This is a genomic window from Stenotrophomonas sp. YJH_SMC_43, from assembly GCF_059372535.1.
Window position 1 is genome coordinate 227,352 of the sequence record NZ_JCAFVQ010000004.1, and the last position, 24,191, is coordinate 251,542.

At 69.3% G+C, this 24,191-nt stretch carries 18 protein-coding genes; 12 read left to right on the plus strand and 6 right to left on the minus strand.

The genetic code is table 11. From position 1 onward, the window contains the following. Positions 1–6: 6 nt before the first annotated feature. From AC5QAH_RS18080 to AC5QAH_RS18095, 4 genes are read left to right on the plus strand one after another with little or no spacing between them, the layout of a single operon-like run. Entirely contained in the window at positions 7–903 is an 897-nt protein-coding gene (locus tag AC5QAH_RS18080; protein WP_049408922.1) for a DUF58 domain-containing protein, read from the plus strand. Continuing rightward, positions 900–2,021 carry a BatA domain-containing protein gene (locus AC5QAH_RS18085; protein ID WP_100447325.1) on the plus strand — a complete coding sequence of 374 codons (1,122 nt, stop codon included), beginning with the start codon at positions 900–902 and terminating at the stop codon, positions 2,019–2,021. Before AC5QAH_RS18080 ends, AC5QAH_RS18085 begins: the two co-directional genes overlap by 4 nt. Next, positions 2,018–4,198 carry a hypothetical protein gene (locus AC5QAH_RS18090; protein ID WP_495232481.1) on the plus strand — a complete coding sequence of 727 codons (2,181 nt, stop codon included), beginning with the start codon at positions 2,018–2,020 and terminating at the stop codon, positions 4,196–4,198. Before AC5QAH_RS18085 ends, AC5QAH_RS18090 begins: the two co-directional genes overlap by 4 nt. Beyond that, on the plus strand, positions 4,195–6,003 hold the full coding sequence (locus AC5QAH_RS18095) for a hypothetical protein (RefSeq protein ID WP_495232482.1): 1,809 nt from the start codon (positions 4,195–4,197) through the stop codon (positions 6,001–6,003). Before AC5QAH_RS18090 ends, AC5QAH_RS18095 begins: the two co-directional genes overlap by 4 nt. 112 nt (positions 6,004–6,115) lie before the next feature. Here the strand turns inward: AC5QAH_RS18095 and AC5QAH_RS18100 are convergent, their stop codons facing one another. Both AC5QAH_RS18100 and AC5QAH_RS18105 read right to left on the minus strand, forming a co-directional pair. Further along, positions 6,116–6,790 carry a hypothetical protein gene (locus AC5QAH_RS18100; RefSeq protein ID WP_010487281.1) on the minus strand — a complete coding sequence of 225 codons (675 nt, stop codon included), beginning with the start codon at positions 6,788–6,790 and terminating at the stop codon, positions 6,116–6,118. A gap of 40 nt (positions 6,791–6,830) precedes the next feature. Beyond that, positions 6,831–7,349 (minus strand): hypothetical protein, encoded by a 519-nt coding sequence (locus AC5QAH_RS18105; protein WP_019337489.1) that lies wholly within the window; start codon positions 7,347–7,349, stop codon positions 6,831–6,833. Between the two features lie 240 nt (positions 7,350–7,589). Here AC5QAH_RS18105 and AC5QAH_RS18110 point away from each other — a divergent pair, with 240 nt between their 5' ends. The 4 genes from AC5QAH_RS18110 (at position 7,590) to AC5QAH_RS18125 (ending at position 12,676) form a co-directional block, all read left to right on the plus strand. Beyond that, positions 7,590–8,693, plus strand: a complete 1,104-nt coding sequence (locus AC5QAH_RS18110) for a hypothetical protein (protein ID WP_143994394.1) — start codon at positions 7,590–7,592, stop codon at positions 8,691–8,693. A gap of 93 nt (positions 8,694–8,786) precedes the next feature. After that, positions 8,787–11,276: a DEAD/DEAH box helicase gene (locus AC5QAH_RS18115; RefSeq protein ID WP_049408927.1), complete on the plus strand. Its 2,490-nt coding sequence runs from the start codon at positions 8,787–8,789 to the stop codon at positions 11,274–11,276. Beyond that, entirely contained in the window at positions 11,273–12,295 is a 1,023-nt protein-coding gene (locus AC5QAH_RS18120) for a ribonuclease H-like domain-containing protein (protein WP_049408928.1), read from the plus strand. Before AC5QAH_RS18115 ends, AC5QAH_RS18120 begins: the two co-directional genes overlap by 4 nt. Before the next feature lie 66 nt (positions 12,296–12,361). Beyond that, entirely contained in the window at positions 12,362–12,676 is a 315-nt protein-coding gene (locus tag AC5QAH_RS18125) for an I78 family peptidase inhibitor (RefSeq protein WP_043400842.1), read from the plus strand. A 94-nt stretch (positions 12,677–12,770) separates the two neighbouring features. Here AC5QAH_RS18125 and AC5QAH_RS18130 read toward each other — a convergent pair whose 3' ends face one another. Further along, the gene (locus tag AC5QAH_RS18130; protein ID WP_495232483.1) at positions 12,771–14,762 is read right to left on the minus strand and encodes a M56 family metallopeptidase; all 1,992 of its coding nucleotides are present in this window, start codon (positions 14,760–14,762) and stop codon (positions 12,771–12,773) included. 3 nt (positions 14,763–14,765) lie between these two features. Next, positions 14,766–15,152: a BlaI/MecI/CopY family transcriptional regulator gene (locus AC5QAH_RS18135; RefSeq protein ID WP_010487297.1), complete on the minus strand. Its 387-nt coding sequence runs from the start codon at positions 15,150–15,152 to the stop codon at positions 14,766–14,768. A gap of 192 nt (positions 15,153–15,344) precedes the next feature. On the opposite strand from AC5QAH_RS18135, the gene AC5QAH_RS18140 reads away from it, so the two are divergent. Beyond that, the gene (locus tag AC5QAH_RS18140) at positions 15,345–16,457 is read left to right on the plus strand and encodes a serine hydrolase domain-containing protein (RefSeq protein ID WP_010487298.1); all 1,113 of its coding nucleotides are present in this window, start codon (positions 15,345–15,347) and stop codon (positions 16,455–16,457) included. Here the strand turns inward: AC5QAH_RS18140 and AC5QAH_RS18145 are convergent. Beyond that, positions 16,414–17,520, minus strand: coding sequence for an SDR family oxidoreductase (locus AC5QAH_RS18145; RefSeq protein WP_495232484.1), 1,107 nt, complete (start codon positions 17,518–17,520; stop codon positions 16,414–16,416). The two genes, AC5QAH_RS18140 and AC5QAH_RS18145, sit on opposite strands and share 44 nt — an antisense overlap. Positions 17,521–17,715: 195 nt before the next feature. On the opposite strand from AC5QAH_RS18145, the gene AC5QAH_RS18150 reads away from it, so the two are divergent. Continuing rightward, positions 17,716–18,024: a hypothetical protein gene (locus tag AC5QAH_RS18150; protein WP_010487302.1), complete on the plus strand. Its 309-nt coding sequence runs from the start codon at positions 17,716–17,718 to the stop codon at positions 18,022–18,024. Here AC5QAH_RS18150 and AC5QAH_RS18155 read toward each other — a convergent pair. Continuing rightward, complete coding sequence (locus AC5QAH_RS18155) at positions 18,002–19,057, minus strand: DNA topoisomerase IB (RefSeq protein WP_099559746.1); 1,056 nt, start codon at positions 19,055–19,057, stop codon at positions 18,002–18,004. The two genes, AC5QAH_RS18150 and AC5QAH_RS18155, sit on opposite strands and share 23 nt — an antisense overlap. A gap of 111 nt (positions 19,058–19,168) precedes the next feature. Between AC5QAH_RS18155 and AC5QAH_RS18160 the strand changes: the two genes are divergently transcribed. Next, on the plus strand, positions 19,169–19,558 hold the full coding sequence (locus tag AC5QAH_RS18160) for an I78 family peptidase inhibitor (RefSeq protein WP_495232485.1): 390 nt from the start codon (positions 19,169–19,171) through the stop codon (positions 19,556–19,558). Between the two features lie 174 nt (positions 19,559–19,732). Continuing rightward, positions 19,733–24,187, plus strand: coding sequence for a glutamate synthase large subunit (gltB, locus tag AC5QAH_RS18165; protein WP_495232486.1), 4,455 nt, complete (start codon positions 19,733–19,735; stop codon positions 24,185–24,187). Positions 24,188–24,191 lie beyond the last annotated feature (4 nt).

The window sequence follows — 24,191 nt, forward strand, 5'->3', positions numbered from 1 at the left end:
CCACGCGTGAACGCAGGTACACCGTTGACCCTGCCACCGGAACTGCGTGCGCGCCTGCGCCTGCTGCGGTTGCGGCCGCGCCTGGCCAGCGGGGCGAGCGGCATCGGCCAGCACGCCAGCCGCAGCCGCGGTGCCGGTCTCGAATTCGCTCAGTACCGAGCCTACGAGCCCGGGGACGAACTGCGCCAGATCGACTGGAAGCTGTACGCGCGCTCGGACCGCTTTTTCGTGCGCGAATCCGAACGCGAAAGCCCGATCACGGTCTGGCTGCTGCTCGATGCCACCGCCTCGGCCGGCCAGGCCGATCGCGCGGCGCCGCAACGCACGCGCCTGGACCACATGTGCGGCGTGGCCGCATGCCTGGTCGAACTGGCCCTGCAACAGGGCGACCGCTTTGGCCTGCTGGCAATCAGTGGCGATGGCCTGCAGCTGGTACCCGCAGCGAACGGCGCGCGCCAGCGCGACCGTGTGCATCTGCAACTGAACGCCCTACAGGCCCGCGGTGGGTGGCCTGCGGCCGAACGCCTGCGCCCGCTGTGGGAACGCGTGCGCCCGGGCGACCTGCTGCTGGCAATCGGTGATGGCTTCGACGACGCCGGCATCGTGTTGCTCGAACAGCTGGCCAGCGCACGCCGCGAAGTGGCACTGCTGCAGATCCTGACCGCCGACGAGCGCGACTTCCCGTTCGACGCCGGCCACCGCTTCCGCGACCCGGAAACCGGCGAGGAACTGTTGGGCGACGGCGCGGCGATCCGCGCCGATTACCTGCAGCGCTTCGCTGACGCACGCAGCGCATTACGTGCGCGCCTGCAGGCCAGCGGCATCGCCAGTGCCACCGGCTGGCTCGACCAACCGTTGGACCAACCGCTGCAGGCGCTGTTCGGCCGTGGGGGCGCTGCATGACCCTGCTGTTCCCGCTCGGCCTGGCCGCGCTCGCCGCAGGGCTGCTGCCGCTGCTGATCCACCTGGCCCGGCGCCATCCGTACACGCCACTGGATTTCGCTGCACTGCGCTGGCTGCGTGCACAGATCCGGCCGCGCCAGCGCATCCGCTTCGATGACTGGCCGTTGCTGCTGGTGCGTCTGCTGCTGCTGGCCGCCCTGGCCCTGCTGTTGGCACGACCTGCGTTGACCGGCCCCTCTCCCGCCTCCGATGCGTGGACGGTGGTGGCCCCTGGGCTGGACGCTGCTGCACTGCGTGGTACCGCTGCGGACCGCAACTGGCACTGGCTGGCACCTGGCTTCCCCGCCATCGAACAGGCGCCACCCGCAGCCAGGGCCTCCCTGCCCAGCCTGTTGCGCGAACTGGACGCACAGCTGCCCGCGGGCACCGCGTTGGTCGTGCACGTTCCCGATCCCCTGCCCGGCCTGGATGGCGCCCGCCTGCAGCTGTCGCGCGACGTGCAATGGCACACGCAGCCGATGCCGGTCACACCGCCGCAGACTGCAGCGGCATCGCCGCAGCTGCGCGCGCACGGCGAGGCATCCGCCACTGCCCAGCACTGGTTGAACGCACTGCAGCGCGCGTGGGGCGTGCAGGCACCGCTCGCTCCGCTGTCGGTGGATGCCCTGCCCGAACGCGGCGAGATCGGCGTGTGGAGCCGCAGCGATGCACTGCCGGCGAACTGGCAGGCGTGGCTGCGCGACGGCGGTCGTGTCATCACCGCCGGCAAGCCCGCTGCCGACGCCCGCATCCTGCTGCGCGACGCGGAGGGCGCACCGCTGCTGTGGCAACAACGCGTCGGCCACGGCTATCTGCTGGCGCTGCCGGGCGACTGGAATACCACGAGCAACGCCGCGCTGCGCGATCCGAAGTTGCCGCGTGCCCTGCTGCTGGCGCTGCAGCCACCCACGGCTCCGCGCCTGGGCGATGCACGTGACCAGGCACCGCAGCGGGCCGCATTGCCTGCTGCAACACCACCGCTGCGTGAGCCGACGCCTTGGCTGTTGCTGGCTATCGTGCTGCTGTTCGCGCTGGAACGCTGGATGGCCAGCAGCGCCCGCCGCAGGGTGGCCGCATGAATACCTTGCAGCACGCCTGGCAACGTGCGCGCCGGCGCCGTGCGCTCATCACCCTGCTGCTGGGCCTGCCATGGGCGCTGGCTGCGGCGGTGCTGGCCCTGCGTCTGGCAGGTTTCGATATCGCCTGCGTCGTCGGTACGATCAGCCTGCTCGCGTGTGCGGGCTTCGCCACTGCGCATGCCCGCCAACTGGACCGGCAGTGGCTGCAACGCCACCTTGATGGCAGCGGTGCCAGCGAGGACAGTGCCGATCTGCTGTTCGCCGATGCCGCCACGCTCAATCCGCTGCAGCAGCGCCAGCGTGCGCATGTGCTGGCCACGCTGGAACGCGCGATGCCGGAGCTGCGTCCGCGCTGGCCACGTGGTGCATTGGCGCTGTGCTGGATCGCAGGGCTGGCCATTGTTGTGCTGGCACTGGGCTGGCCACGTTCGAACCCCGGTTCCGCGCCTACCCGCACGTCGGCGCCAGGCAGCACGGCCGCCGCAGGCCCGCTACGCCTGCAGTCCACCCGCCTGCGCATCGACGCACCGGTCTATACCGGCCAGGCCACGCTTACCCAGAATGCGCTGGACGCCAAGGTCGCCGCCGACAGCCGGCTGTCCTGGTCGCTACGCTTCGACCGTGCACCGGACAAGGCATGGCTGCAGTTCCACGATGGTCGCAGGTTGCCGCTGAGCGAGCACGAAGGACAGTGGCAGGCGCAGGATGTGGCACGCGCGCCGGTGCTGTACCGCGTGGTGAGCGAACCGGCACTGGCAGAGACCCGCCTGCATCGGCTGGATGTGGTGGCCGACCGTGCACCCCGCGTGCGCGTACTGGAGCCCACGGCCAGCCTGGTGCTGGGCACGCCGGGGCAACGACAGTGGGCACTGCGCTTCGAAGCCAACGACGATTACGGTGTCGCGGCGCAGGCAACGCTGTCGATCACCACTACCCAGGGCAGCGGTGAGAACATCACCTTCGTGAAGCGCAGCGTCACGCTTGCCGGCAGCGGCGAAGCCACCGCGCGGCGTTTCGCCCACACCCTGGATCTGGCGTCACTGGGCGCGCAGCCCGGCAACGATGTGATCGCCCAGCTGGAGGTGCGCGATAATCATGCACCCACGCCGCAGACCGGGCGCAGCAGCAGCGTGATCCTGCGCCTGCCCAGCGCCGAAGTCGCGCTTGGTGCAGAGCTCGAGGGCCGCATCAAGAAGACCCTGCCTGCGTACTTCCGCAGCCAGCGGCAGATCATCATCGATGCCGAAGCCCTGATCCGGCAGCGACGCAGCCTGGCCGCCGAGGACTTCGTGAAGCGCAGCGATGCGATCGGTGTCGACCAGCGCATCCTGCGCCTGCGCTACGGCCAGTTCCTGGGCGAGGAAAGCGAAGGTGCACCGAAGCCACCGCCGACCAGCGACCTGCCCACCAGCGATACGCCGGCCGCAGACGACCACGACCACGACCATGACGACGAGCACGATCACGACCATGGCGCCGATGCAGGCGCGCACGACGCGCATGGCCACGACCACGGCGGCAAGCCGGCCAATGCCGATACGCCACCGGTGTTCGGCAGCGACACCGACGTGCTCTCCGAGTATGGCCACACCCATGACCACGCCGAGGCGGCGACTCTGCTCGATCCGCAGACCCGCGCCACGTTGAAGGCCGCGCTGGACCAGATGTGGTCGGCCGAAGGCGAGCTGCGCCAGGGCCGTCCGGAACAGGCATTGCCCTTCGCGTACAAGGCGCTGGGCTTCATCAAGCAGGTGCAGCAGGCCGAACGCATTTATCTGGCCCGGGTCGGGCCGGAGCTGCCACCGATTGATGAAGGCCGTCGACTCGGCGGTGATCGCGCCGGACTGGCCAGTCGTGAACTGCCGTTGGCCGCGCGCACGCCGCCGGACCCGGCCATTGTTGAAGCCTGGCAACGCCTCGGCGATGACAACGGCGCACCGGATCTCGATGCGCTCGCGACCTGGCAGCAGCGCAACGCCGCCTACCTGCCCGATGCACTGGATCTGGCCGCCGCCATCGAGCAGCTGCGCATCGAGCCCGGTTGCCACGACTGCCGCCTGCGCCTGCGCGCACAGCTGTGGCGGGCACTGCAACGTCCACTGCCGCAGACGATGCGGCGCAGTGCGGCCGATGCGATGGGCCAGCGCTACCTCGACGCGCTGGAGGCGCAGCCATGACCCCCTCCAGCCCGAACCTGTGGATTGCGCTGGCACTTGCTGTGGTCGTGATCATCGCCAGCGTGCGCCAGTTGCGTGGAAGCACAGCGCACCGAGGTCGCCGCTGGATCGGCATCGCACTGCAGATCGCCGCTGCCATGCTGCTGTATGTCTGCCTCGTACCCCCCAATCGCCAGCAGCCCGCAGGCGGGTTGGTCGTGCTGGGAATCGATGCCGACCGGGCTGGCGCACTCCCGGCCAGCGAAGGCCCACTGCTGCTGTTACCCGAAGCTGCCGATGTGCCCGGCGCACAGCGCGTACCCGACCTGGCCACCGCGCTGCGCCAGCATCCAGCCTCCACGCTGACGCTGGTCGGTGCGGGCCTGGCCGCACGGGACCGCGACGCGCTGCTGCCACCGGATGTACGTTGGCAGGCTGCACCGGAGCCGCGCGGCTGGATCGCGCTGCAACCACCGGCCGATGTGGCTCCCGGTGCACGCTTCGAAGTAGTGGCCCAGGCGCGTGGCGCGGCAAAGGCGAAAGCAGAACTGCTCGACCCGGCCGACAGCGTGGTCGATCGCACGGACGTTGCCGACGACGGCCGCGTGCAGCTGAGCGGCATCGCCCGCGCCGAAGGCCGCAGCGTGTTCAAGCTGCGCCTGCTCGATGCCGACGGCCATGTGGTGGACAGCGTACCGGTGCCGCAGCAGACCCTGCCGGCCGCACCGCTGCGCCTGCTGGTGCGCGCCAGTGCGCCGGGCCCAGAGCTGAAGTACCTGCGCCGCTGGGCGGCCGATGCCGGCATCCGTGTGCAGGTGCAGGCGGATACCGGGGCCGGACTCAGCGTTGGCGATGGCCCGGTGTTGATCGATGCAGCATCGCTGACGCGCAGCGATCTGCTGCTGCTGGACGAACGCAGCCTGGCGGCATTGAGTGCGGGCCAGCTGGCCGCCGTGCGCCAGGCCCTGCGCGATGGATTGGGCGTGCTGGTCCGCAGCGCGGGCGCACCTTCGGCCAGTGCGCGCCAGCGTCTCCGCGATCTGGGCCTGCCCGTGCAGGGCGATGGCAGCAGCCGCACCCTCGAGCTTCCCGGCGATGGCGAAAGCGCGATCCTCGCCGCACGACGTGGCCCGCTTGCCGCCGGCACGTTGCCGACCGGCTACGGCGAAGAGGCCGATCGCAGCTCGCACAGTGCCGCGCTGCCTTCGCTGGAAGCACTGGCGTTGCAGCCGCCGGGCAGCAGCGCGCTGCTGCACGATCGTGCCGGCAATGCCATCGGTGGCTGGCGCGCGGTTGGCAGGGGCCGCATTGGCCTGCTGCCGCTGACCGACAGCTGGCGCTGGGTGCTGGCCGGGCGCGAAGACCGCCATGGCGAACTCTGGAGCAGCGTGGTGGCCACGCTGGCGCGCGCACAGAGCAGCGATGATGCGCTGTGGTCACCGCAGCCGATCAGCTGGGCAGGCGAACGGCAGGCGCTGTGTGGCGTGCAAGCGCCGCTGCAGGTCTTCAACAAACGTGGTGACGCTGTACCCCTGATTGTCGATGGCGCGACATCGGCGCTGCGCTGCGCCGGCTGGTGGCCCCGTGAGGCAGGCTGGCAGCGCCTGCCGCATGGCGACAGCGTTGTCTGGCGCTATGTGTTCGACCCGAAGGATGCACCGACGCTGCATCGGCAGGCGATGATCGATGCGACCACGCAGGCGTTGGCTGCCAGCACGCCTGCAGACGCGTCGGTGATGCACCCCGTGCCCGGCTCGCGCTGGCCGTGGTGGCTGGCGTTCGTGCTGTGCGCATCGCTACTGTGGTGGCTGGAGCGACGGCGCTGAGCCTGGGGTCGGATCCCCTTCGTTCGCGAAAGGGCTCTGACCCCACCGATTGGATCGCGAGCCCGCACCCACGCGTGGCGTGGATCTACTGGCCCCATCCCTCATGCGCCCTTCAACGTTTTCCGGCGCGCCGGTACACACCGTTGAAACGCACGTTCATGCCACCGCATTCGCTGTTGTCGGCCACGATCAGCACCTCACCCAGCGAATGCACTCGCACCCTGCAGGTGTCCTCGACGAATTCCACATCAGCACCACGCGGCGTCGCCCGCGCTTCCACCTGGCCCATGTTCGGCCCGTAGGGACGCTGTTCCGGTGTGGGGTTGGCTGAGGGCCAGTAGGCGTCACCCTCCACATGAAGTTGCCCGCCCTGCACGCGGATCTTCAGGCCGTTGTCGCCATCCTTCCACTCGCCCGCCCAATCCTGCAGCGCTGGCACGACCACCGGCAACGCCTGCAGCTTGCTGCGGTCGACCCAACCGGCGCTGCCACCCACCTTGTTCGGGAAGAACGCGCAGCGATAGCGGCCCAGGTCGCGCCCGGTCACCACGGTATCGCCATTGACCACATAGCTGCGCTGGCGGCAGGCCGGCTCGCCCTTGGCCGGGCAGCCATCCATGTCGCCAAGCAGGTACAGACGTGGTGCATCGACCACCCGCGCCAGGGCGAACCGGCTCTGTTCGGAGGGAAACGCGCCATTGCGGCAGGCGCCATCATCGGCAATGCCATCCGCGAAGGCGGAGACCGGCAGCAATGCGGCCAACAGGCAGATCGAACGCAGGAACATGGCAGCCCTACCGGTGGGGGAGCCAGCAGGATATACCGGTCTACTTCACCGGCGGTGCATCACCGGCATCCTGCTCCTGGGAGAACCGCAGCGCACGCTGCTGCTGCTCGGCACTGAGCTCGGGCGGTGGCCGCGCCACGGCGGCCTGGATCTGCGCAGGTCCGCCGGTGAGTTTGTTGATCCCCTTGGCCGCCGCCATCACCCCCTTGACCACGCCCATCATGATGTAGCCGCCGCCCATGCTGACCTGCTCCGGCGAGGGCGGTTCGCTCCAGTCGCGGCTGAAGCGGTTGTCGCCGAACTTCACCGGATTCTTGAAGCGGTACAGGTCCAGCGGCTCGTCTTCCGGCTTGAGCGCACGCACTTCGCCGAGGGTGGTGACATTGTCCTGCGGCAGGGTGGTGGAGATCGGCGCGGCAGGTGCTGCCGGGGCATCAGCAGGGGGAGCGGGCACAGGATCGGACACCGCTACCGGCGCTGCCTGCTGCGCCTGCGCGACGCCCGCCAGCAACAGGCTGGCCAGCAGTACTCCCTGCGTTCCACGTCGTGCCACAGCCATCCACCCTGTTGGTTGCGTCCAGTGAACAAGGATACGGATGCGGGCTTCAGATTTCGTTGGCATCGGAGGGGGCATTCAGGGTGTGTCACGCATCATCGCTGCGCGGCCTGGGCGCCGAAGTTTGCAACGAACTTCATTCCCCTCGGGGCGCGGGGACGGCATCCTGCGATTTTCCCGGTAAGGCCCATCCCTGATGACAGCTCCCTCCACACGCCCGCCGCGTCGGCCAGTCGCCTGCTGATGTCGCGCGCGGCAGTACTGGTGGGTCTGGCGGTCGTGTGCCTGGTGGTCACCGCGACCGCCGCCGAATGGACATCGCGTGTCCGCGCCGGCATCGCCTCGCTGCGCCGCAGCAGCACGCTGCGGACGCTGGGCGCGGACGAACACATGGCACTGGCACCGGTGCGCGCGTTGACCGGCTGCGACCACGACGACCAGGTAAAGCGGCTGCATGGCGCCTTCACCGGTGGGGCGTGGCGGAACAGCTTCCCGGTCGGTGACGGCTTCCTGGGTGGCATTCCCGTGCTGGTGCCAAGACAGGCATGGCCCTACCTCTCGGAAGACAATGAAGCTGACGTGGTACTGGGTGATCACGTGGCCATGGTGGTGCGTCTCAATGGCTTCAGCATCGCTGCTGCACGGCCGGATGCAGCCACCAGCCGCGTCTGTGGCGAGCGCCTGGAGACACCCGAAGAAGTCTCGATGCGACGGGGTCCCGGCCTGCGCCCGTCCCCGCTGCTGATTGCCGCACTGGCGCTGTGGGCCGCCACCGGCGTCCCGGGCCTGCTCGCCATGCCTTTGCTCGCCATCGCCGGTCTTGCGGCCTGGCTGGGCTTCCCTCGCCGCAACGGCCCTGCGACAGCGCAGCGCGTGCTGCGGGTACGCGGGCGCCTGCGCGCGTACCAGCGTACTGCCCAGACATCACGGGTGTGGTTGCTGGGCAATGACCGGCGTGTGCAGCTTCCAGAGAATTGGGAGCATGCTGCGGCATTCTCCCGCGGGCGCTCGATGCTGCTGGATGTGCGCGCCTGTGACGGCGCAGTGCTGGGCGCTGGCACGGCGTGGTGCCTGGCCAGCGACCGACGGCGCTATCCGCGCACGGGAGCGTTCTGGCAACTGGCGTGGCTGGGCCTGCTGTTGTGCGTGCTGGTCTTCGGCGCCGCCTGGATGCCGTGGTCGCAGCGCCTGGAGCCGGGCTGGCCGCTTGCGTCTGGCTGGCAGGCGGTGGCATTGCTGGCGTTGGGCTGGCACGCGGTGCGGTTTGTGGTCTGCATGGTGCAGTTCCTCCGCCGCAGCGAGGCGCTTGACGCGGACATCGCGCAGCGTCCGGACCCGTGGCACTGAACGGTTCACGCCCTTCGCGCGCGATGTCTCACATCCTGAGACGTGGATGTGGTGCCATGTGACCCCTCGCAATCCGTCCCGGCTCCACTTTCCATGGCCTACGAACTCGCCAAGCGCACCGCCGACGCCGAGCAGAAGCTCGCTACCCGCGACGGCCTGCCCGCCCGCGACGGCGCCCTGCTCAGCGCGCGCCTGCAGCGCCGCTACCAGGACCGCATCACCGGCAGCTTCGCCATTCCCGGCCGCGAAGGCCGCTACGCGCCCATTCCCGGGTCGGTGCCGCCGGCGCTGGCCGCCGCGCTGAAGGCACGTGGCATCGAGCAGCTTTACAGCCACCAGGCCGAAGCGTGGGAGGCCAGCCAGCGCGGCGAACACGTCGCCATCGTCACCCCCACCGCCAGCGGCAAGTCGCTGTGCTACACCCTGCCGGTGGTCAGTGCGGCCATGCAGGACAAAGCCAAGGCGCTGTACCTGTTCCCGACCAAGGCACTGGCCCAGGACCAGGTGGCCGAGCTGCTGGAACTCAACCGCGCTGGCGACCTCGGGGTGAAGGCCTTCACCTTCGACGGCGACACCCCCGGCGATGCACGCCAGGCCATCCGCCTGCACGGCGACATCGTGGTCTCCAACCCGGACATGCTGCACCAGGCGATCCTGCCGCATCACACCAAGTGGGCGCAGTTCTTCGAGAACCTGCGCTACATCGTCATCGACGAAGTGCACACCTACCGCGGCGTGTTCGGCAGCCATGTCAGCAATGTACTGCGGCGGCTCAAGCGCATCTGCGCGTTCTATGGTGTGCAACCGCAGTTCATCCTGTGCTCGGCCACCATCGGCAACCCGCAGGCACATGCCGAGGCGCTGATCGAAGCGCCGGTCACCGCCATCACCGAATCCGGTGCGCCCAGCGGGCCGAAGCAGGTGCTGCTGTGGAACCCGCCGGTGATCAATCCGGACCTGGGCCTGCGCGCCTCGGCGCGATCGCAGAGCAACCGCATCGCGCGCATCGCGATCAAGTCCGGGCTGAAGACCCTGGTGTTCGCGCAGACACGCCTGATGGTGGAAGTGCTGACCAAGTACCTGAAGGATATTTTCGACCACGACCCGCGCAAGCCGCCGCGCATCCGCGCCTACCGCGGTGGCTACCTGCCCACCGAGCGGCGTGAGACCGAGCGCGCGATGCGTGCCGGCAACATCGACGGCATCGTCAGCACCTCGGCGCTGGAACTGGGCGTGGATATCGGCAGCCTGGACGTGGTCATCCTCAACGGCTACCCCGGCAGCGTGGCCGCCACCTGGCAGCGCTTCGGCCGCGCCGGTCGCCGCCAGCAGCCCGCGCTGGGGGTGATGGTGGCCAGTTCGCAGCCGCTGGACCAGTACGTGGTGCGCCATCCGGACTTCTTCGCCGAGGCCTCGCCCGAGCACGCGCGCATCGCGCCGGACCAGCCGCTGATCCTGTTCGACCACATCCGCTGCGCGGCGTTCGAGCTGCCGTTCCGCGTAGGTGATGGCTTCGGCCCGATCGACCCGGAAGTGTTCCTGGAAGCGCTGGCCGAAACCGAAGTCATCCACCGCGAAGGCGAGCGCTGGGAATGGATCGCCGACAGTTATCCGGCCAACGCGGTCAGCCTGCGTGCGGTGGCCGACGGCAACTTCGTGGTGGTCGACCGCAGCGATGGCCGCCAGCAGATCATCGCCGAAGTCGACTATTCCGCCGCCGCGCTCACCTTGTACGAAGGCGCCATCCACATGGTGCAGTCCACCCCCTACCAGGTGGAGACGCTGGACTGGGACGGCCGCAAGGCCTATGTCACCCGCACGCATGTGGATTACTACACCGACAGCATCGACTTCACCAAGCTCAAGGTGCTCGACCGTTTCGACGGTGGCGTGGCCGGCCGTGGCGATTCGCATCATGGCGAAGTGCACGTGGTGCGTCGCGTGGCCGGCTACAAGAAGATCCGCTACTACACCCACGAGAACATCGGCTACGGGCCGGTGAACCTGCCCGACCAGGAACTGCACACCACGGCGGTGTGGTGGCAGCTGCCGCAGGCACTGCTGCTGCGCGCGTTCGCCAGCAAGCAGGATGCGCTGGATGGCTTCCTCGGCGCAGCGTATGCGCTGCACATCGTCGCCACCGTGGCGGTGATGGCCGATGCGCGCGACCTGCAGAAGTCGGTCGGCAACGGCGATGGTTCCTGGTTCGCGATCGCCGACCAGAGCGGCCGTGGCCAGCTGCGTGGCAGCGAGGGTGATCCTGGCGTTGTCGAGCTATTGCAGGAGTTCGTGCCCACCGTGTACCTGTACGACAACTTCCCCGGTGGCGTGGGCCTCAGCGAACCGCTGTGGCAGCGCCAGGCCGAACTGGTGCAGCGCGCGCGCGAACTGGTGCAGCGCTGCGACTGCAAGGCCGGCTGCCCGGCCTGTGTCGGCCCCGTCCTGGCCGCGCAGGAAGAGGATGAGACTTCGCCGCGCGCGCTGGCACTGCGCGTGCTCGACCTGTTCGATGCCGATGCCTGCCAGCATGTACCCGACGTGGTGGTGCCCGTGCGCGATCCGATGGAGCTGCTGGCGCCGTGAGCCTGAGCCTGGACAAGCTGCGCCTGCTGCGCAGGCAGGCCGGCGACCCGAAGGCGAGCACACCGGCTGCGGCCGACGTGCCCCCTGCGCCACCGGCACCCGTGGCCGCCAACGATGCGCGGCAACCACCGGCCGAGCGTTCGGTGTTCGCCTGGGTCGAGCAGGAGATCCGCCACAAGCCGACCGGCGCTGCGGCACCTGCCACGGCGCCGTCCGCGCTGCGTCGGCCCGAAGTGGGCAGCCTGCATCGCCTGCTCGGCCTGCGCACGCGCGGCGGCCCCGCACCTGCTCGCGCCAGCGCACAGGACCGTCAGTTGCCAGGTGAGGAGATCGCACCGGGCCTGTTCCTGATCGAATCGCTGCAGCCGCAGGCGATCCCGGCACAGCCGCTGTCGCTGGATTTCGCCCGTCGCGACGGCGAGCACGTGGCCGCGCGCGACCTGCTGTTCTTCGATACCGAGACCACCGGCCTGGCCGGCGGCACCGGCACCCGCGCCTTCATGATCGGCGCTGCGGACTGGCATGTGTGCCCACAGCGTGGCGAAGGCCTGCGCATCCGCCAGCTGCTGATGGCCACGATGGCCGCCGAGGACGCGATGCTGGCCACTTTCGCCGGCTGGCTGCAACCGTCCACCGTGTTCTGCAGCTACAACGGCCGCAGCTATGACGCACCGCTGCTGAAAGCGCGTTACCGGCTGGCCCGGCAACGTTGCCCGATCACCGCACTGGATCACGTCGACCTGCTCTATCCCACGCGCCGCCGCTATCGCGGCACGTGGGAGAACTGCAAGCTGTCCACCATCGAACGCCAGCTCCTGCGCGTGGTGCGCGAGGACGACCTGCCGGGCTCGGAAGCCCCGGGCGCATGGCTGCGTTTCCTGCGTGGCGGCGATGCGGTGAACCTGCGGCGGGTCGCCGACCACAATCACCAGGACGTGGTGACGCTGGCCCTGCTGCTGCAGCGGCTGGTGCGCGAGGAACAACGCGAACGCGAGACGCTGGCGCTGGTCGGGCAGTAGGCGTTGACGCGGCCTGACGGTGGCAGCGGTGACACTGCCGCCACCATCCACGCTTGGAGCCCGACCATGCGCCTCAGTCCCCTCGCCCTGCTCGCCATCCTGCCGCTGGCCGCCTGCAGCCATGCCGGCAGCAGCACCGCACACGAGAGCACACCACCGCCCGCTGCCGAGGGCGGGCACGAGTGCAAGCCGGACACGCTGGACGCTTTCACCGGCAAGACCGCCGACGAAGCCACCGTGAAGCAGCTGGTGAGCGCCAGCGGCGCGCGCAATGCGCGGGTGGTCAAACCGGGCATGGCGGTGACCATGGACTTCCGCCAGGACCGCGTGACCGTGCAGGTGGACGCGCAGAACAGGATCGAGCGCGCCAGCTGCGGTTGATGTTCCGCCGGGCAGCGCCGGGCCATGCCCGGCGCCTTCCCTCTTCAGGTGTGCCGCTGCGCTCGCCGGGCATGGCCCGGCGCTGCCGCCGTTTTCAGAGGCGCTCGGCCTTGCCGCTGGCCAATGCGCGGGCGATCACCAGCTGCGCCTGCTGTGCCGCCCGCGCGTGCACCTGCGCCTGGCGTTCGCCCAGCGCGGCCTGCTGGCTGCCCAGCGCCGCCTGGCGGCTGGCCAGTTCGGCCTGCTGGCTGGCCAAGCGGTTCATGTCGCGGGTGCGGCTGGACTGTGCGGCCTGGCTGCGGGCTTCCTGCATCGCGCGACGTGCCTCGGCGGCCGCCTCACGGGCGGCTTCACGCGCAACTTCGGCGTCGCTGGTCGCCCCGCGTGCCGCCTTCGCGGCTTCGGCGGCGGCTTCGCGATTGATGTCGTGCGCGCTCATCGCACTGCGCGCAGCCTCGACCGCCACCAACGCGATACGGCGCGCCTCCTCACCCTGCAGCCGGCCCATCTCGCCCATCTGCTTGTGGAGTGCGCTCTGCTGGCGACCAAGCGCGCTCTGCTGGCGGCCCAGTGCGCTCTGCTGCTGCCCCAGGTCGGACGCACCCGCGTAGGCACGCTGCAACGACTGGATCAGCATTGGGTCACGCACGATGTAGCGCTCACTGCCCTGGCGGAACCACAGCGCCGGTCCCTTGCCGAGCTGCTTGCGGGCCAGCGTCACGTCGTCGATGCCGCCGTTGGCAAAGGTTGAATCACCATCGACCAGCACGAACGCCTGCGGCGGCGACGTGCCCAGATCCAGCCGCCCGTAGGTGGTGATGGAGGAACTGCGCGAGGTGCTGCGGCCGCCGTCGATGCCGGGGTCGACGTCGACATCCACGTCGACTGCCACATCCGCATCGTCCGGGCCGGACAGCTCCTCGACGTCGGCGGGCTCGGCGGGCGGTGCAGGGGCCACCGGCACCGCCGGCGCGCGCGCCGACATCGGCGGTGCAGGCGGAACCTTCGGCGCCGGCGGCGTGGGCACCACGGCCTTCGGCGCAGCCGGCGGCGCGGACGGTGCAGGCGGCACCGGCGCTGCGACCAGCCGCATCGGCGCCACGCCCACCACCACCACGATGGCCGTCAGGGCCACCGCCAACAGGCGCGGGCAGGACCGGCGCGACTGCAGCGAGAGCAGGCGACGCTTGAGGCTGGTGGCGCTCGGTGCGGCACTGGCCACACCCAGGTGCGGCTGCGGGGCCACGCCCAGCTGCAGCAGCAGGCGGCCATAAGCCTGGCGGCTCGCGCCGTGCTGGCCGACCACGGCCGCATCCACCGCTTCCTCGCGGGCCTGTGCGTATTCGCGCACCGACAGGCGCAGCAGCGGGTGGAAGAAGAACAGGTGCTGCGCCAACGCGGGCAGCAGGCCCCACTGCAGGTCACGCCGCTGCAGGTGCTGCAGTTCGTGGGTCAGGGCCAGGTCCAGCGCGTCACCCTGCAGGGCGTTGTCGCCGGCCGGCAGCAGCAGCACCGGGCGGAACGGCCCGACCAGCTGGGGCGAGTCCACCTGCGTGCTCATCCACAACCGCGGTGCCGGGCGCACGCCGTGCGCATCGGAGGCCAACTGCAGCGCCTGCACCAGCGCCTCGTCGTTGCAGGGATGGGCCGCAGCGAGCAACGCGCGGCAGCGGCGCCACTCACCGAAGGTACGCAGCGCCATCAGCAGCACACCCGAAGCCCACAGCGCGGCCAGGGCAACCGCCCACCACGCCACTGCCGGCACGTCCGGTGCAGTCATCGGCATTGTCGCCAGCAGCTGCGCCGAGGCTTCCGGCGCCAGCGGGTAGACCAGATCAGCGGCAACGTCGGTGGCGGTCATCGCCACCGCCTGCGGTGCCGGCAGCCAGGCCAGCTGCAGCGGCTGGCTCCAGAACAGGCCGAGCACGGCCTGCAGCGAGACCAGCCACCACAGGCGGCAGCGGGTGGCCGCCGACAGCGACGGCAGCGCGCGGCACAGGCCATACACCAGGGCCACCAGCAGCACGGTCTGCAGGCTGGTCCAGCCCAGCCGTTCCAGCATCGGGATCAGCATCGTGGTGTCCATGGCTCAGCCCTCGTGGCGACGCGATTGGAGTTGGGCAACCAGCGCTTCCAGCTCGGCCAGCTCGTTGTCGCTGACCTGCTGGCGCTGCGACAGGTAGGCCACGAACGGCGACACCGACCCCTGCAGGGTGTTGTCGACGAACTGGGCCACGGCACCCTGCAGCACGCTCTGCGGGCCCCGGGTGGCCTGGTAGCGGTAGACGCCGTCCTGCTGCCAGCGCTGAAGATACCCCTTCGCCCGCAGCCGCTCCATCATCGTCAGCACGGTAGAGCGGGCCAGGCCACGGGCCTCGCCGTAGCCGCTGGCGACCTCGCCGACGCTGGCCGGCGCATGTTCATCGATGTACTGCAGCAGGGCCAGTTCCTGGTCCCCGATGGTCTTGCCACGCATGACACCACTCCCTTGACTACACGTGTCGTCACTGTCAGCTTGACGACAACTGTAGTCAACCCCCCGGAAGTCATGGGCCGACGAACGGTAGGACCATCCGGGGCGGCTAAACCTTTTCCGCCGCCGGTGCATCCGACCCTCGACGCCTTTCCGGAATCCCGCATGTTCCGCCCAACGCTTCGAGTCGTGCTCATGCTCATCAGTGCCCTGCCCTTCGCCGCGGTGTCTGCCAACCAGGACCAGGCCAACGACCAGACCCGCCGGCTGATCCGCCAGATCATGCTGGACGAGCGCATCCCCGGGCTGCAGCTGGCCGTGGTCAAGGACGGCCAGATCGTGCTCTCCGAAACCTATGGCTTGGCCAACGTGGAGAACGGCGTGCTCGCCTCGCGTGACACCCGCTTCCCGCTCAATTCAGCCACCAAGGCTTTCACCGGAGTCGCCATCGCACAGCTGGCGGAGCAGGGGCGACTGGAACTGGATGCACCCGCCTCGCGCTACCTGCACGATCTTCCAGCGGCATGGAAGGATGTACGCGTGCGCCAGCTGCTCGACCATACCTCGGGCCTGCCGGACATCCTCGATGCGAATGGCCTGCTGGGCGGTGGGTCCGAAGCGCAGGCATGGGCGGCGGTCACCGTGCGCCCTGTCGAAGCGCCACCCGGGCAGCGCTTTGCCTACAACCAGACCAACTACGTGCTGCTGGCGCGGATCATCGCGCAGCAATCGGGCATGTCCTACGAGCGCTTCCTCACCACGGGCCAGTTCAGCGGCGCACGCATGGCGCGCACGACCTTCGGCGACAGCTACGACCTGATTCCGGATGTGGCGACGATGTACAGCCTGGCGCCGCGCGCGACCGATGCCGCCGACGCTGCGCCGCGCCTGTCGCACTGGTTCTACGACATCCCGCCGAGCCTATGGGCCGGCGGCGGCATCCTCACCACCGCCGACGACACCGCACGCTGGCTGGTCGCGCTGACCGAAGGCCGCCTGCTGCAGGACCACTCACGGCGGCGGATGTGGTCGGTCGAGCCTCTGGCCGATGGCCGCGCCGGTCCGTGGGCCGGCGGCTGGCCGGTGCTGCAGGCAGCGCCCGACCTGCAGGTGGCCGGCATCGGCGGCGCGCGCTCGGCCTTCGTGGTCTACCCCGCGCGAGGCGTGGCGGTGGTGGTGCTGACCAACCTGGTCGGTGCCAATCCGCAGCGCTTCATTCCACGCATCGCCGATTTCTACACGCCTGCCGCAACGGCTGCGGGCCTCATCCCCGCGGCCCGCCCATCACCGGCAGGATCACCCCGCTGATGTAACTGGCACAGACCGGCGAAGCCAGGAACACATAGGCGGGCGACAGTTCTTCGGGCTGTGCGGGCCGCCCCATGTCACTGTCCTTGCCGAACTCCGCAACATCTTCGGCCTGCTTGTCGGCGGGGTTCAACGGCGTCCACACCGGCCCCGGCGCCACGCAGTTGACCCGGATGCCACGTGGCAGCAGCTGGCTGGCCAGCGCCTTGGTGAACGCATGGATCGCGCCCTTGGTGGCCGAGTAGTCGATCAGCGCCTTGCTGCCGAAGATTCCCGTTTCCGATCCTGTGTTGATGATGCTGGCACCCTCGCCCAAGTGCGGCAGCACCGCGCGCGCCATCTGGATGTAACCGCCGATGTTGGTCTGCAGGGTTTCCTGCAGATGCGCGTCTTCCAGGTCTTCCAGCCGCTCGCAATGCAGCTGGAACGCGGCGTTGTTGACCAGGATGTCGATGCCGCCGAACGCCTTGGCCACCTGCTTGACCGCCTTGTTGCAGAAGCGCGGATCGCGCACGTCACCGGCGATCACCACGCAGCGGCCGCCTTCGCGCTCCACGTGCTGGCGGGTGATGTTCGCGTCCTCGGCCTCGTCCAGGTGCAGTACCGCCACATCGGCGCCTTCGCGGGCGAACAGTACTGCCACCGCACGGCCGATACCAGAATCGCCACCGGTGATGATCGCGCGCATCCCCTGCAGCTTGCCGCTGCCGGCGTAGTCCGGTGCAAGGAAACGCGGCGCCAGCACCAGTTCGTGTTCATGCCCAGGCTTGGCCAGCTGCTGCGCCGGCATCGCCTCCGGTTGCCGGCGCGCACCGGCCTGGGTCGCGGTCTTCTTCGTTGCTTTTTTTGCCGCGCGCACGTCCTTGGCCTTTTCTTGATCCTGCAGGCGCCGCTGCCGGGCCGCGACGCGCGCTGCGCGTGGATCGCTGGCGGCCGCCTTGCGGGTGGCAGTCTTCACCACGCGCGGGCGATCGGGGGCGGCGACAGTCTTGCTTGCGGTGCTGCCTTTGCGCACCTTGGGCGAGGCTTTGCGGCGGACGGGGGCTTTCTTGGTGGTGGCCATGCAGGTCTCCTCGGGAGGGAAAGGGGCTGCCGGCCAGCGGCCGGCACTACCGGGGGCGGCCCTTGCCGCTCCTGCAGTGTCTCCACCCACGCTGTTGGCGGCGGTGAGCGCGCCGTGTCCACGATGTGCACGGCATTCATTCCGCCACCACGTCTGACGTCGCACCCTGCACGCAATCAAACAAGGAACGCCTCCATGAAACTTGCCATCGCCACCGCCGCCGCCTGCTTTGCCCTTGCCGCCTGCAGCAGCACGCCAATGGCCCAGGTGCAGCCGATCGACGGCGTCATTTCCGGGCAGTGCCACAGCGACATGGTGCGCGGCGCACTCGGCCTGGCCGCTTCGGACGCCACCGTGGCCCGCGCACGCGTGGACAGCGACAGCCTGCACGTGCGGGTGCTGCGCCATGATGGTCCGCGGGTGCCGCCGGCCAGCGAAGGCGGCGACCGCCTGACCATCGAGAAGGGCCGCACCAACAACATCACCGCGATCTACTGCGGCTGAGCCGGCGCGCCCTGCGCAGCACGCGCAGGGTAGCCTGTTCCCACTGGCGCGGCCCGCGCAGGCCGGCCAGTTTCGCCAGTTCACCGCGCTCCCAGCCGGCAAACACGCAAGGGTCGATGTAGGCCTTGCGGCACACCGCAGGCGTGTTGCCCAGCAGCGCTGCCACCTCGCACACCACCGCGCGCTGCGCCTGCGCCAGCGCGCGCTGGCTGGCCGGTTCCGGCAGCTCGGTCGCGGCAAACGCCTGCACCGCCGCCACCGTGCCGCCCCAGGTGCGGAAGTCCTTGGCAGTGAAGTCCTCGCCCATCACCTCGCGCAGGTAGTCGTTCACCGCGCCGGAATCCACCGGCTGCAGCGCACCGTCGTCATCGCGGTACTGGAACAGCGCCTGCCCCGGCAACTGCTGCAGGCGCCGCACCAGCAGCCCCAGCCTGCGGTCGCCCACGGTCACCTCCTGCAGCTGCCCGGACTTGCCGCGGAAGCGCATGCGCACCCGGCCCCCCTGCAGCAGCTCCAGATGGCGGTTGCGCAGTGTGGTCAGACCAAACGAACGGTTCTGCTGCGCATAGGTTTCATTGCCGACCCGCACCAGCGTGTCGGCCAACAGCGCGACCACCATGGCCAGCACTTTTTCCTTCGGGAACCCCGGCCGTTTCAGATCCCGCGACAACCGCCGCCGCAGCGTGGGCAAGGCCTCGCCAAAGGCGATGATGCGGTCGAACTTGCCGGCATCGCGCTCCTTCGCCCAGTCGGGGTGGTAGCGGTACTGCTTGCGCCCGCGTGCATCGCGGCCGGTGGCCTGCAGGTGGCCGTTGGCGTGGGCGCAGATCCACACCGCAGTGTAGGCCGGTGGAATCGCCAGTGCGCGGATGCGTTGCAGAGTGGTGGCATCGCGTATCGCGTGGCCATCAGCATCGCGGTAACTGAAACCCTTGCCGGCGCGGCGCCGGCTGATGCCCGGCTGGGTGTCGTCGACATAGCGCAGGCCGGCCGCGCGCGCGGCCTGTCGTTCGGGGGTGGAGGGGGTTGGCATGCCTGGAGTGTCGCCGTCGCCATGCCGCGATCCTGTCGATAACACAAGACAAACACGTGAGGGCCGGTTCGCCGCTATGCTCGGGTCTTCACAACCCCTTCCGGAGTCATGATGTCGTTCCCGATTCGCGCCCGTTCGCTCTCCGCCCTGTTGCTGCCGGCCGTGCTGGCCCTGACCGCCTGCCAGGCACCGGCGCTGGATGAACAGGATTCGGCCACGGCCCATGCCCAGCAGGCCGCCGAAGCCGCCAAGGCGCCGGCCGACGAAGCTGGCAAGGCCACCGAGGCGCCGCCGGTCGGCACCTGCGATGCCAGCCAGGTGCAGAGCCTGGTCGGCCAGGCCTACACCGATGCACTGGGCAAGCAGGCACAGGAAGATGCAGGTGCCAGCCAGGTGCGCGTACTGAAGCCCAACGACATGGCCACGATGGAGTTCCTCGGCGACCGCCTGAACATCGAAGTGGACGCCAAGGGCGCCGTCAGCGGCGCGCGCTGCGGCTGACTCCGGCCCCGCGCCGGCACTGGGTTGCCGGCGCGTTCTGTTGCACCTGCAACCGTGTATTGCGGCGTTGCAGCAACCTGTGATCTAGTCGAGGCATCCGGTGGCCTCACGATGCGCTCCAGGGAATGAGCGGGGACGAGTGTCGCCGCCAACCCTATACGCATCGAGGTAGAGATGGCCCCCCGCAACCGCCAAGGGCTTTACGACCCGCGCTCCGAGCGCGATGCCTGTGGATTTGGCATGGTCGCCCAACTCGACGATCAACCATCGCGCCTGTTGGTTGATACCGCCATCGCCGCGCTTTCGCGCATGACCCACCGTGGCGGTGTCGCCGCCGATGGCCTGACCGGTGATGGCTGTGGCCTGCTGCTGCGCCGCCCCGATGCCTTCCTGAAACTGCTGGCCAGCGAAGCCGGTATCGCGGTCTCCGCACGCTTCGCCGCCGGCCTGGTCTTCCTGCCGCACGACGCCGACGCGGCGCAGGCCTGCCGCGCGCAGCTGCAGGCGCAGGTGGAAGCGGTGGGCTGCAAGGTTGCCGGCTGGCGCGAGGTACCGACCGACGACAGCGTCTGCGGCCAGCTGGCGCGCGACACGCTGCCGCGCATCGAACAGGTGTTCGTCGACGCCGGCGTCGGCCAGGATGATGCCGGCTTCGCGCTGGCGCTGTTCCTGGCCCGTCGCCGCAGCGAGCAGCTGCTGCGCGAACACACCGACTTCTACGTCACCACCCTCACCCCGGATGCGATCAGCTACAAGGGCATGGTGCTGCCGGACAAGCTCAGCCGCTTCTTCCCGGACCTGCAGCGCCGCGAACTGGCCTCCAGCGCCATCGTGTTCCACCAGCGCTTCTCCACCAACACGCTGCCGCGCTGGCCGCTGGCCCACCCGTTCCGCATGCTCGCCCACAACGGCGAGATCAACACCATCGAAGGCAACCGGCGCTGGGCGCAGGCGCGCAGCAAGGTGTGGAAGACCCCGCGCTTCGACATCGCCGAATTCGATCCGGTCATCTCCATGCACGGTTCGGATTCGCAGAGCCTGGACAACATGCTGGAGCTGATGGTCGCCGGTGGCATGGAGCTGATCCAGGCGCTGCGCATCCTGGTGCCGCCGGCCACGCAGTCGCTGGAATTCAAGGACCCGGACCTGGCCGCGTTCTACGAATTCCATGGCCTCAACAGCGAGCCGTGGGACGGCCCGGCCGGCATCGTCGCCTGCGACAGCCGCTACGCCGTGTGTACCCTCGACCGCAACGGCCTGCGTCCGGCGCGCTGGATGCTGACCGCCGACCGCCACTTCCTGGTCGCCTCCGAAGCGGGCGTGTGGGAAGTGCCGACCGAGCGCGTGGTGCGCAAGGGCAAGCTCGGCCCAGGCGAAATGGTGGCCATCGACCTCAAGCGTGGTGACCTGCTCGACTCCGACGCGGTGGACCGCATCAACCGTGGTCGCGCGCCGTACAAGCAGTGGTTGCAGCAGGGCGTGACCTACCTGCAGACCGAACTGATCGACCCCTCGCTTGTGGAAGAGCCCTTCGACGAAGGCACCCTGCGCAGCTACCACAAGCTGTACCAGCTCAGCAGCGAGGAAGTGGAACAGGTACTGCGGCCGCTGGCCGAGACCGAGCAGGAAGCCACCGGCTCGATGGGCGACGACACGCCAATGGCGGTGCTGAGCCAGCGCAGCCGACCGCTGTACGACTATTTCCGCCAGGCCTTCGCGCAGGTCACCAACCCGCCGATCGATCCGCTGCGCGAAGACTGCGCGATGTCCCTGTCCACCCAGCTCGGCAAGGAGACCAACATCTTCCATGCCGGCCCGGAGACGGTGAACCACGTCATCCTCAACTCGCCGGTGCTGAGCCAGCGCAAGCTGCGCCAGCTGCTGAAGATGGACCAGTACGTGCAGGCCAATCGCCTGCTCGACCTGTCCTACAGCGAAGACGAGGGCCTGCGTGCCGGCATCGAGCGCATCTGCGCCGAAGCCGAGCAGGCCGCACGCGACGGCATGGTGATGCTGTTGCTGTCCGACCGCTACCCGGTGGCCGGGCGGCCGATGGTGCATGCCCTGCTCGCCACCAGCGCCATCCACCACCACCTCTCGCGCCTGGGCCTGCGCTGCGACGTGAACTTGATCGTCGAGACCGGCACCGCGCGCGACCCGCACCACATGGCCTGCCTGCTCGGCTTCGGCGCCACCGCGGTGTATCCGTACCTGGCCTACCAGACCCTGTTCGATCTGGGCCGCCGCGGCATCCTCAAGCTGAGCAAGGGCGGTGAGCAGTCGCAGATCGGCCGCCGTTACCGCAAGGGCGTCTACAAGGGCCTGTCGAAGATCATCTCGAAGATGGGCATCTGCACCGTGGCCAGCTACCGCGGCGCGCAGCTGTTCGAGATCATCGGCCTGGAACCGGACGTGGTGGACCTGTGCTTCCCGGATACCGCCTCGCGCATTGGCGGCGCCGGCTTCGCCCGCCTGGACGCCGACGCGCGTGAGCTGTGCGCGCAGGCCTGGGACGCACAGCAGGACGTGGATGTTGGCGGCCTGCTGAAGTACGTGCACGGCGGCGAGTACCACATGTACAACCCGGACGTGGTGACCACCCTGCAGCGCGCGGCGCGCAGCGGCGACCCGCGTGCGTGGCAGCAGTACTGCGATGCCGTGCATGCACGGCCGCCGTCGGCGCTGCGCGACCTGCTGGAACTGGTTCCAGCGGCCACGCCCGTGCCGCTGGACGAGGTCGCCCCGGCCAGTACCCTGTTCCCGCGCTTCGATACTGCTGCGATCAGCCTGGGCGCACTGTCGCCGGAAGCGCACGAGGCGCTGGCCATTGCCATGAACCGCCTCGGTGGCCGCAGCAATTCCGGCGAAGGCGGTGAGGATCCCGCCCGCTATGGCACCGCAAAGCGCAGCAAGATCAAGCAGGTGGCCTCGGGCCGCTTCGGTGTCACCGCTGAGTACCTGGTCAACGCCGAGGTGCTGCAGATCAAGGTCGCGCAGGGCGCCAAGCCCGGCGAAGGCGGCCAGCTGCCCGGCCACAAGGTCAACGAGCTGATCGCCCGCCTGCGCTATGCCAGGCCGGGCATCGGCCTGATCTCACCGCCGCCGCACCACGACATCTATTCCATCGAAGACCTGGCCCAGCTGATCTACGACCTCAAGCAGGTCAACCCAACCGCGCTGGTCTCGGTGAAGCTGGTCAGCCATGCCGGCGTCGGCACGATTGCCGCGGGCGTGGTCAAGGCCGGCGCGGACCTGATCACCATTTCCGGCCATGACGGCGGCACCGGTGCCTCGCCGGTCAGCTCCATCCGCTATGCCGGCGTGCCGTGGGAACTGGGCGTGGCCGAAGCGCACCAGGCGCTGCTGGCCAACGACCTGCGTGGGCGCACCCTGCTGCAGACCGACGGCGGCCTGAAGACAGGCCTGGACGTGGTCAAGGCCGCACTGCTGGGTGCCGACAGCTTCGGCTTCGGCACTGCGCCGATGATCGTGCTGGGCTGCAAGTACCTGCGCATCTGCCACCTCAACAACTGCGCCACCGGCGTGGCCACCCAGGACGAACGCCTGCGCGAGAACCACTTCACCGGCCAGCCCGAGCGCGTGGAGAACTTCTTCCGCCTGCTGGCCGAAGAAGTGCGCGGCTGGCTGTCGTACCTGGGCGCGCGTTCGCTGGAAGAAGTCGTCGGCCGCACCGACCTGCTGCGGCAGATCGAGGCAGCGCCCCGTGATGGCGTGCGCGTGGACCTGTCACGCCTGCTGGCCGACAGCCGCTACGAGGGCAGCCATTGCGCCGCGCAGCGGCTGTACGAATCGCCGGACAGCCTGGCCACGCAGATGGATGGCCTGCTGGCCCCGGCCATCGAGCACAAGCGCGGCGGCGAACACCGCTTCCTGATCCACAACACCGACCGCAGCATCGGCACCCGCCTGGCCGGTGCAGTGGCGCGCGCGCACGGCAACCAGGGCATGGCCGAGGCGCCGCTGGAACTGCGCTTCCGCGGCAGCGCCGGGCAGAGCTTTGGCGCGTTCAACGTCGGTGGCCTGCACCTGGAAGTGGAAGGCGAAGCCAACGACTACGTCGGCAAGGGCATGGCCGGTGGCCGCCTGGTGGTGCGCCCGCCACGTGGCGCCCGCTTCGAGGCACGCAGCACCGCGATCATCGGCAACACCTGCCTGTATGGCGCCACCGGTGGCGAGCTGTTCGCCGCCGGCCGCGCGGGCGAGCGCTTCGCGGTGCGCAATTCCGGCGCGCTGGCGGTGGTCGAGGGCGCCGGTGATCACTGCTGCGAGTACATGACCGACGGCGTGGTGCTGGTGCTGGGCAAGGTCGGCCTGAACTTCGGTGCCGGCTTCACCGGCGGCCTGGCCTACGTGCTGGACGTGGACCGCGATTTCGTCGATCGCTACAACCACGAGCTGATCGACATCCATCGCGTCTCCGCCGAGGGCTTCGAGAACTACCGCCAGCATCTGCATCGCCTGATCGGCCGCCATCGCGAGCTGACCGGCAGCATCTGGGCGCAGCAGATCCTGGACGAGTTCCGCGATTACATCGGCAAGTTCTGGCTGGTCAAACCGAAGGCCGCCAGCATCGAGTCGCTGACCGAAACCCTGCGACGCGCTGCGTGATGTT

What these genes read in the sequence shown, in the direction of transcription:
- AC5QAH_RS18085 (WP_100447325.1), top strand. Translation starts at nt 900, where the DNA reads ATGACCCTGCTGTTCCCGCTCGGCCTGGCCGCGCTCGCCGCAGGGCTG.
- AC5QAH_RS18090 (WP_495232481.1), top strand. Translation starts at nt 2,018, where the DNA reads ATGAATACCTTGCAGCACGCCTGGCAACGTGCGCGCCGGCGCCGTGCG.
- AC5QAH_RS18095 (WP_495232482.1), top strand. Translation starts at nt 4,195, where the DNA reads ATGACCCCCTCCAGCCCGAACCTGTGGATTGCGCTGGCACTTGCTGTG.
- AC5QAH_RS18100 (WP_010487281.1), bottom strand. Translation starts at nt 6,790, where the DNA reads ATGTTCCTGCGTTCGATCTGCCTGTTGGCCGCATTGCTGCCGGTCTCC.
- AC5QAH_RS18105 (WP_019337489.1), bottom strand. Translation starts at nt 7,349, where the DNA reads ATGGCTGTGGCACGACGTGGAACGCAGGGAGTACTGCTGGCCAGCCTG.
- AC5QAH_RS18110 (WP_143994394.1), top strand. Translation starts at nt 7,590, where the DNA reads ATGTCGCGCGCGGCAGTACTGGTGGGTCTGGCGGTCGTGTGCCTGGTG.
- AC5QAH_RS18115 (WP_049408927.1), top strand. Translation starts at nt 8,787, where the DNA reads ATGGCCTACGAACTCGCCAAGCGCACCGCCGACGCCGAGCAGAAGCTC.
- AC5QAH_RS18125 (WP_043400842.1), top strand. Translation starts at nt 12,362, where the DNA reads ATGCGCCTCAGTCCCCTCGCCCTGCTCGCCATCCTGCCGCTGGCCGCC.
- AC5QAH_RS18130 (WP_495232483.1), bottom strand. Translation starts at nt 14,762, where the DNA reads ATGGACACCACGATGCTGATCCCGATGCTGGAACGGCTGGGCTGGACC.
- AC5QAH_RS18135 (WP_010487297.1), bottom strand. Translation starts at nt 15,152, where the DNA reads ATGCGTGGCAAGACCATCGGGGACCAGGAACTGGCCCTGCTGCAGTAC.
- AC5QAH_RS18140 (WP_010487298.1), top strand. Translation starts at nt 15,345, where the DNA reads ATGCTCATCAGTGCCCTGCCCTTCGCCGCGGTGTCTGCCAACCAGGAC.
- AC5QAH_RS18145 (WP_495232484.1), bottom strand. Translation starts at nt 17,520, where the DNA reads ATGGCCACCACCAAGAAAGCCCCCGTCCGCCGCAAAGCCTCGCCCAAG.
- AC5QAH_RS18150 (WP_010487302.1), top strand. Translation starts at nt 17,716, where the DNA reads ATGAAACTTGCCATCGCCACCGCCGCCGCCTGCTTTGCCCTTGCCGCC.
- AC5QAH_RS18155 (WP_099559746.1), bottom strand. Translation starts at nt 19,057, where the DNA reads ATGCCAACCCCCTCCACCCCCGAACGACAGGCCGCGCGCGCGGCCGGC.
- AC5QAH_RS18160 (WP_495232485.1), top strand. Translation starts at nt 19,169, where the DNA reads ATGTCGTTCCCGATTCGCGCCCGTTCGCTCTCCGCCCTGTTGCTGCCG.
- gltB (WP_495232486.1), top strand. Translation starts at nt 19,733, where the DNA reads ATGGCCCCCCGCAACCGCCAAGGGCTTTACGACCCGCGCTCCGAGCGC.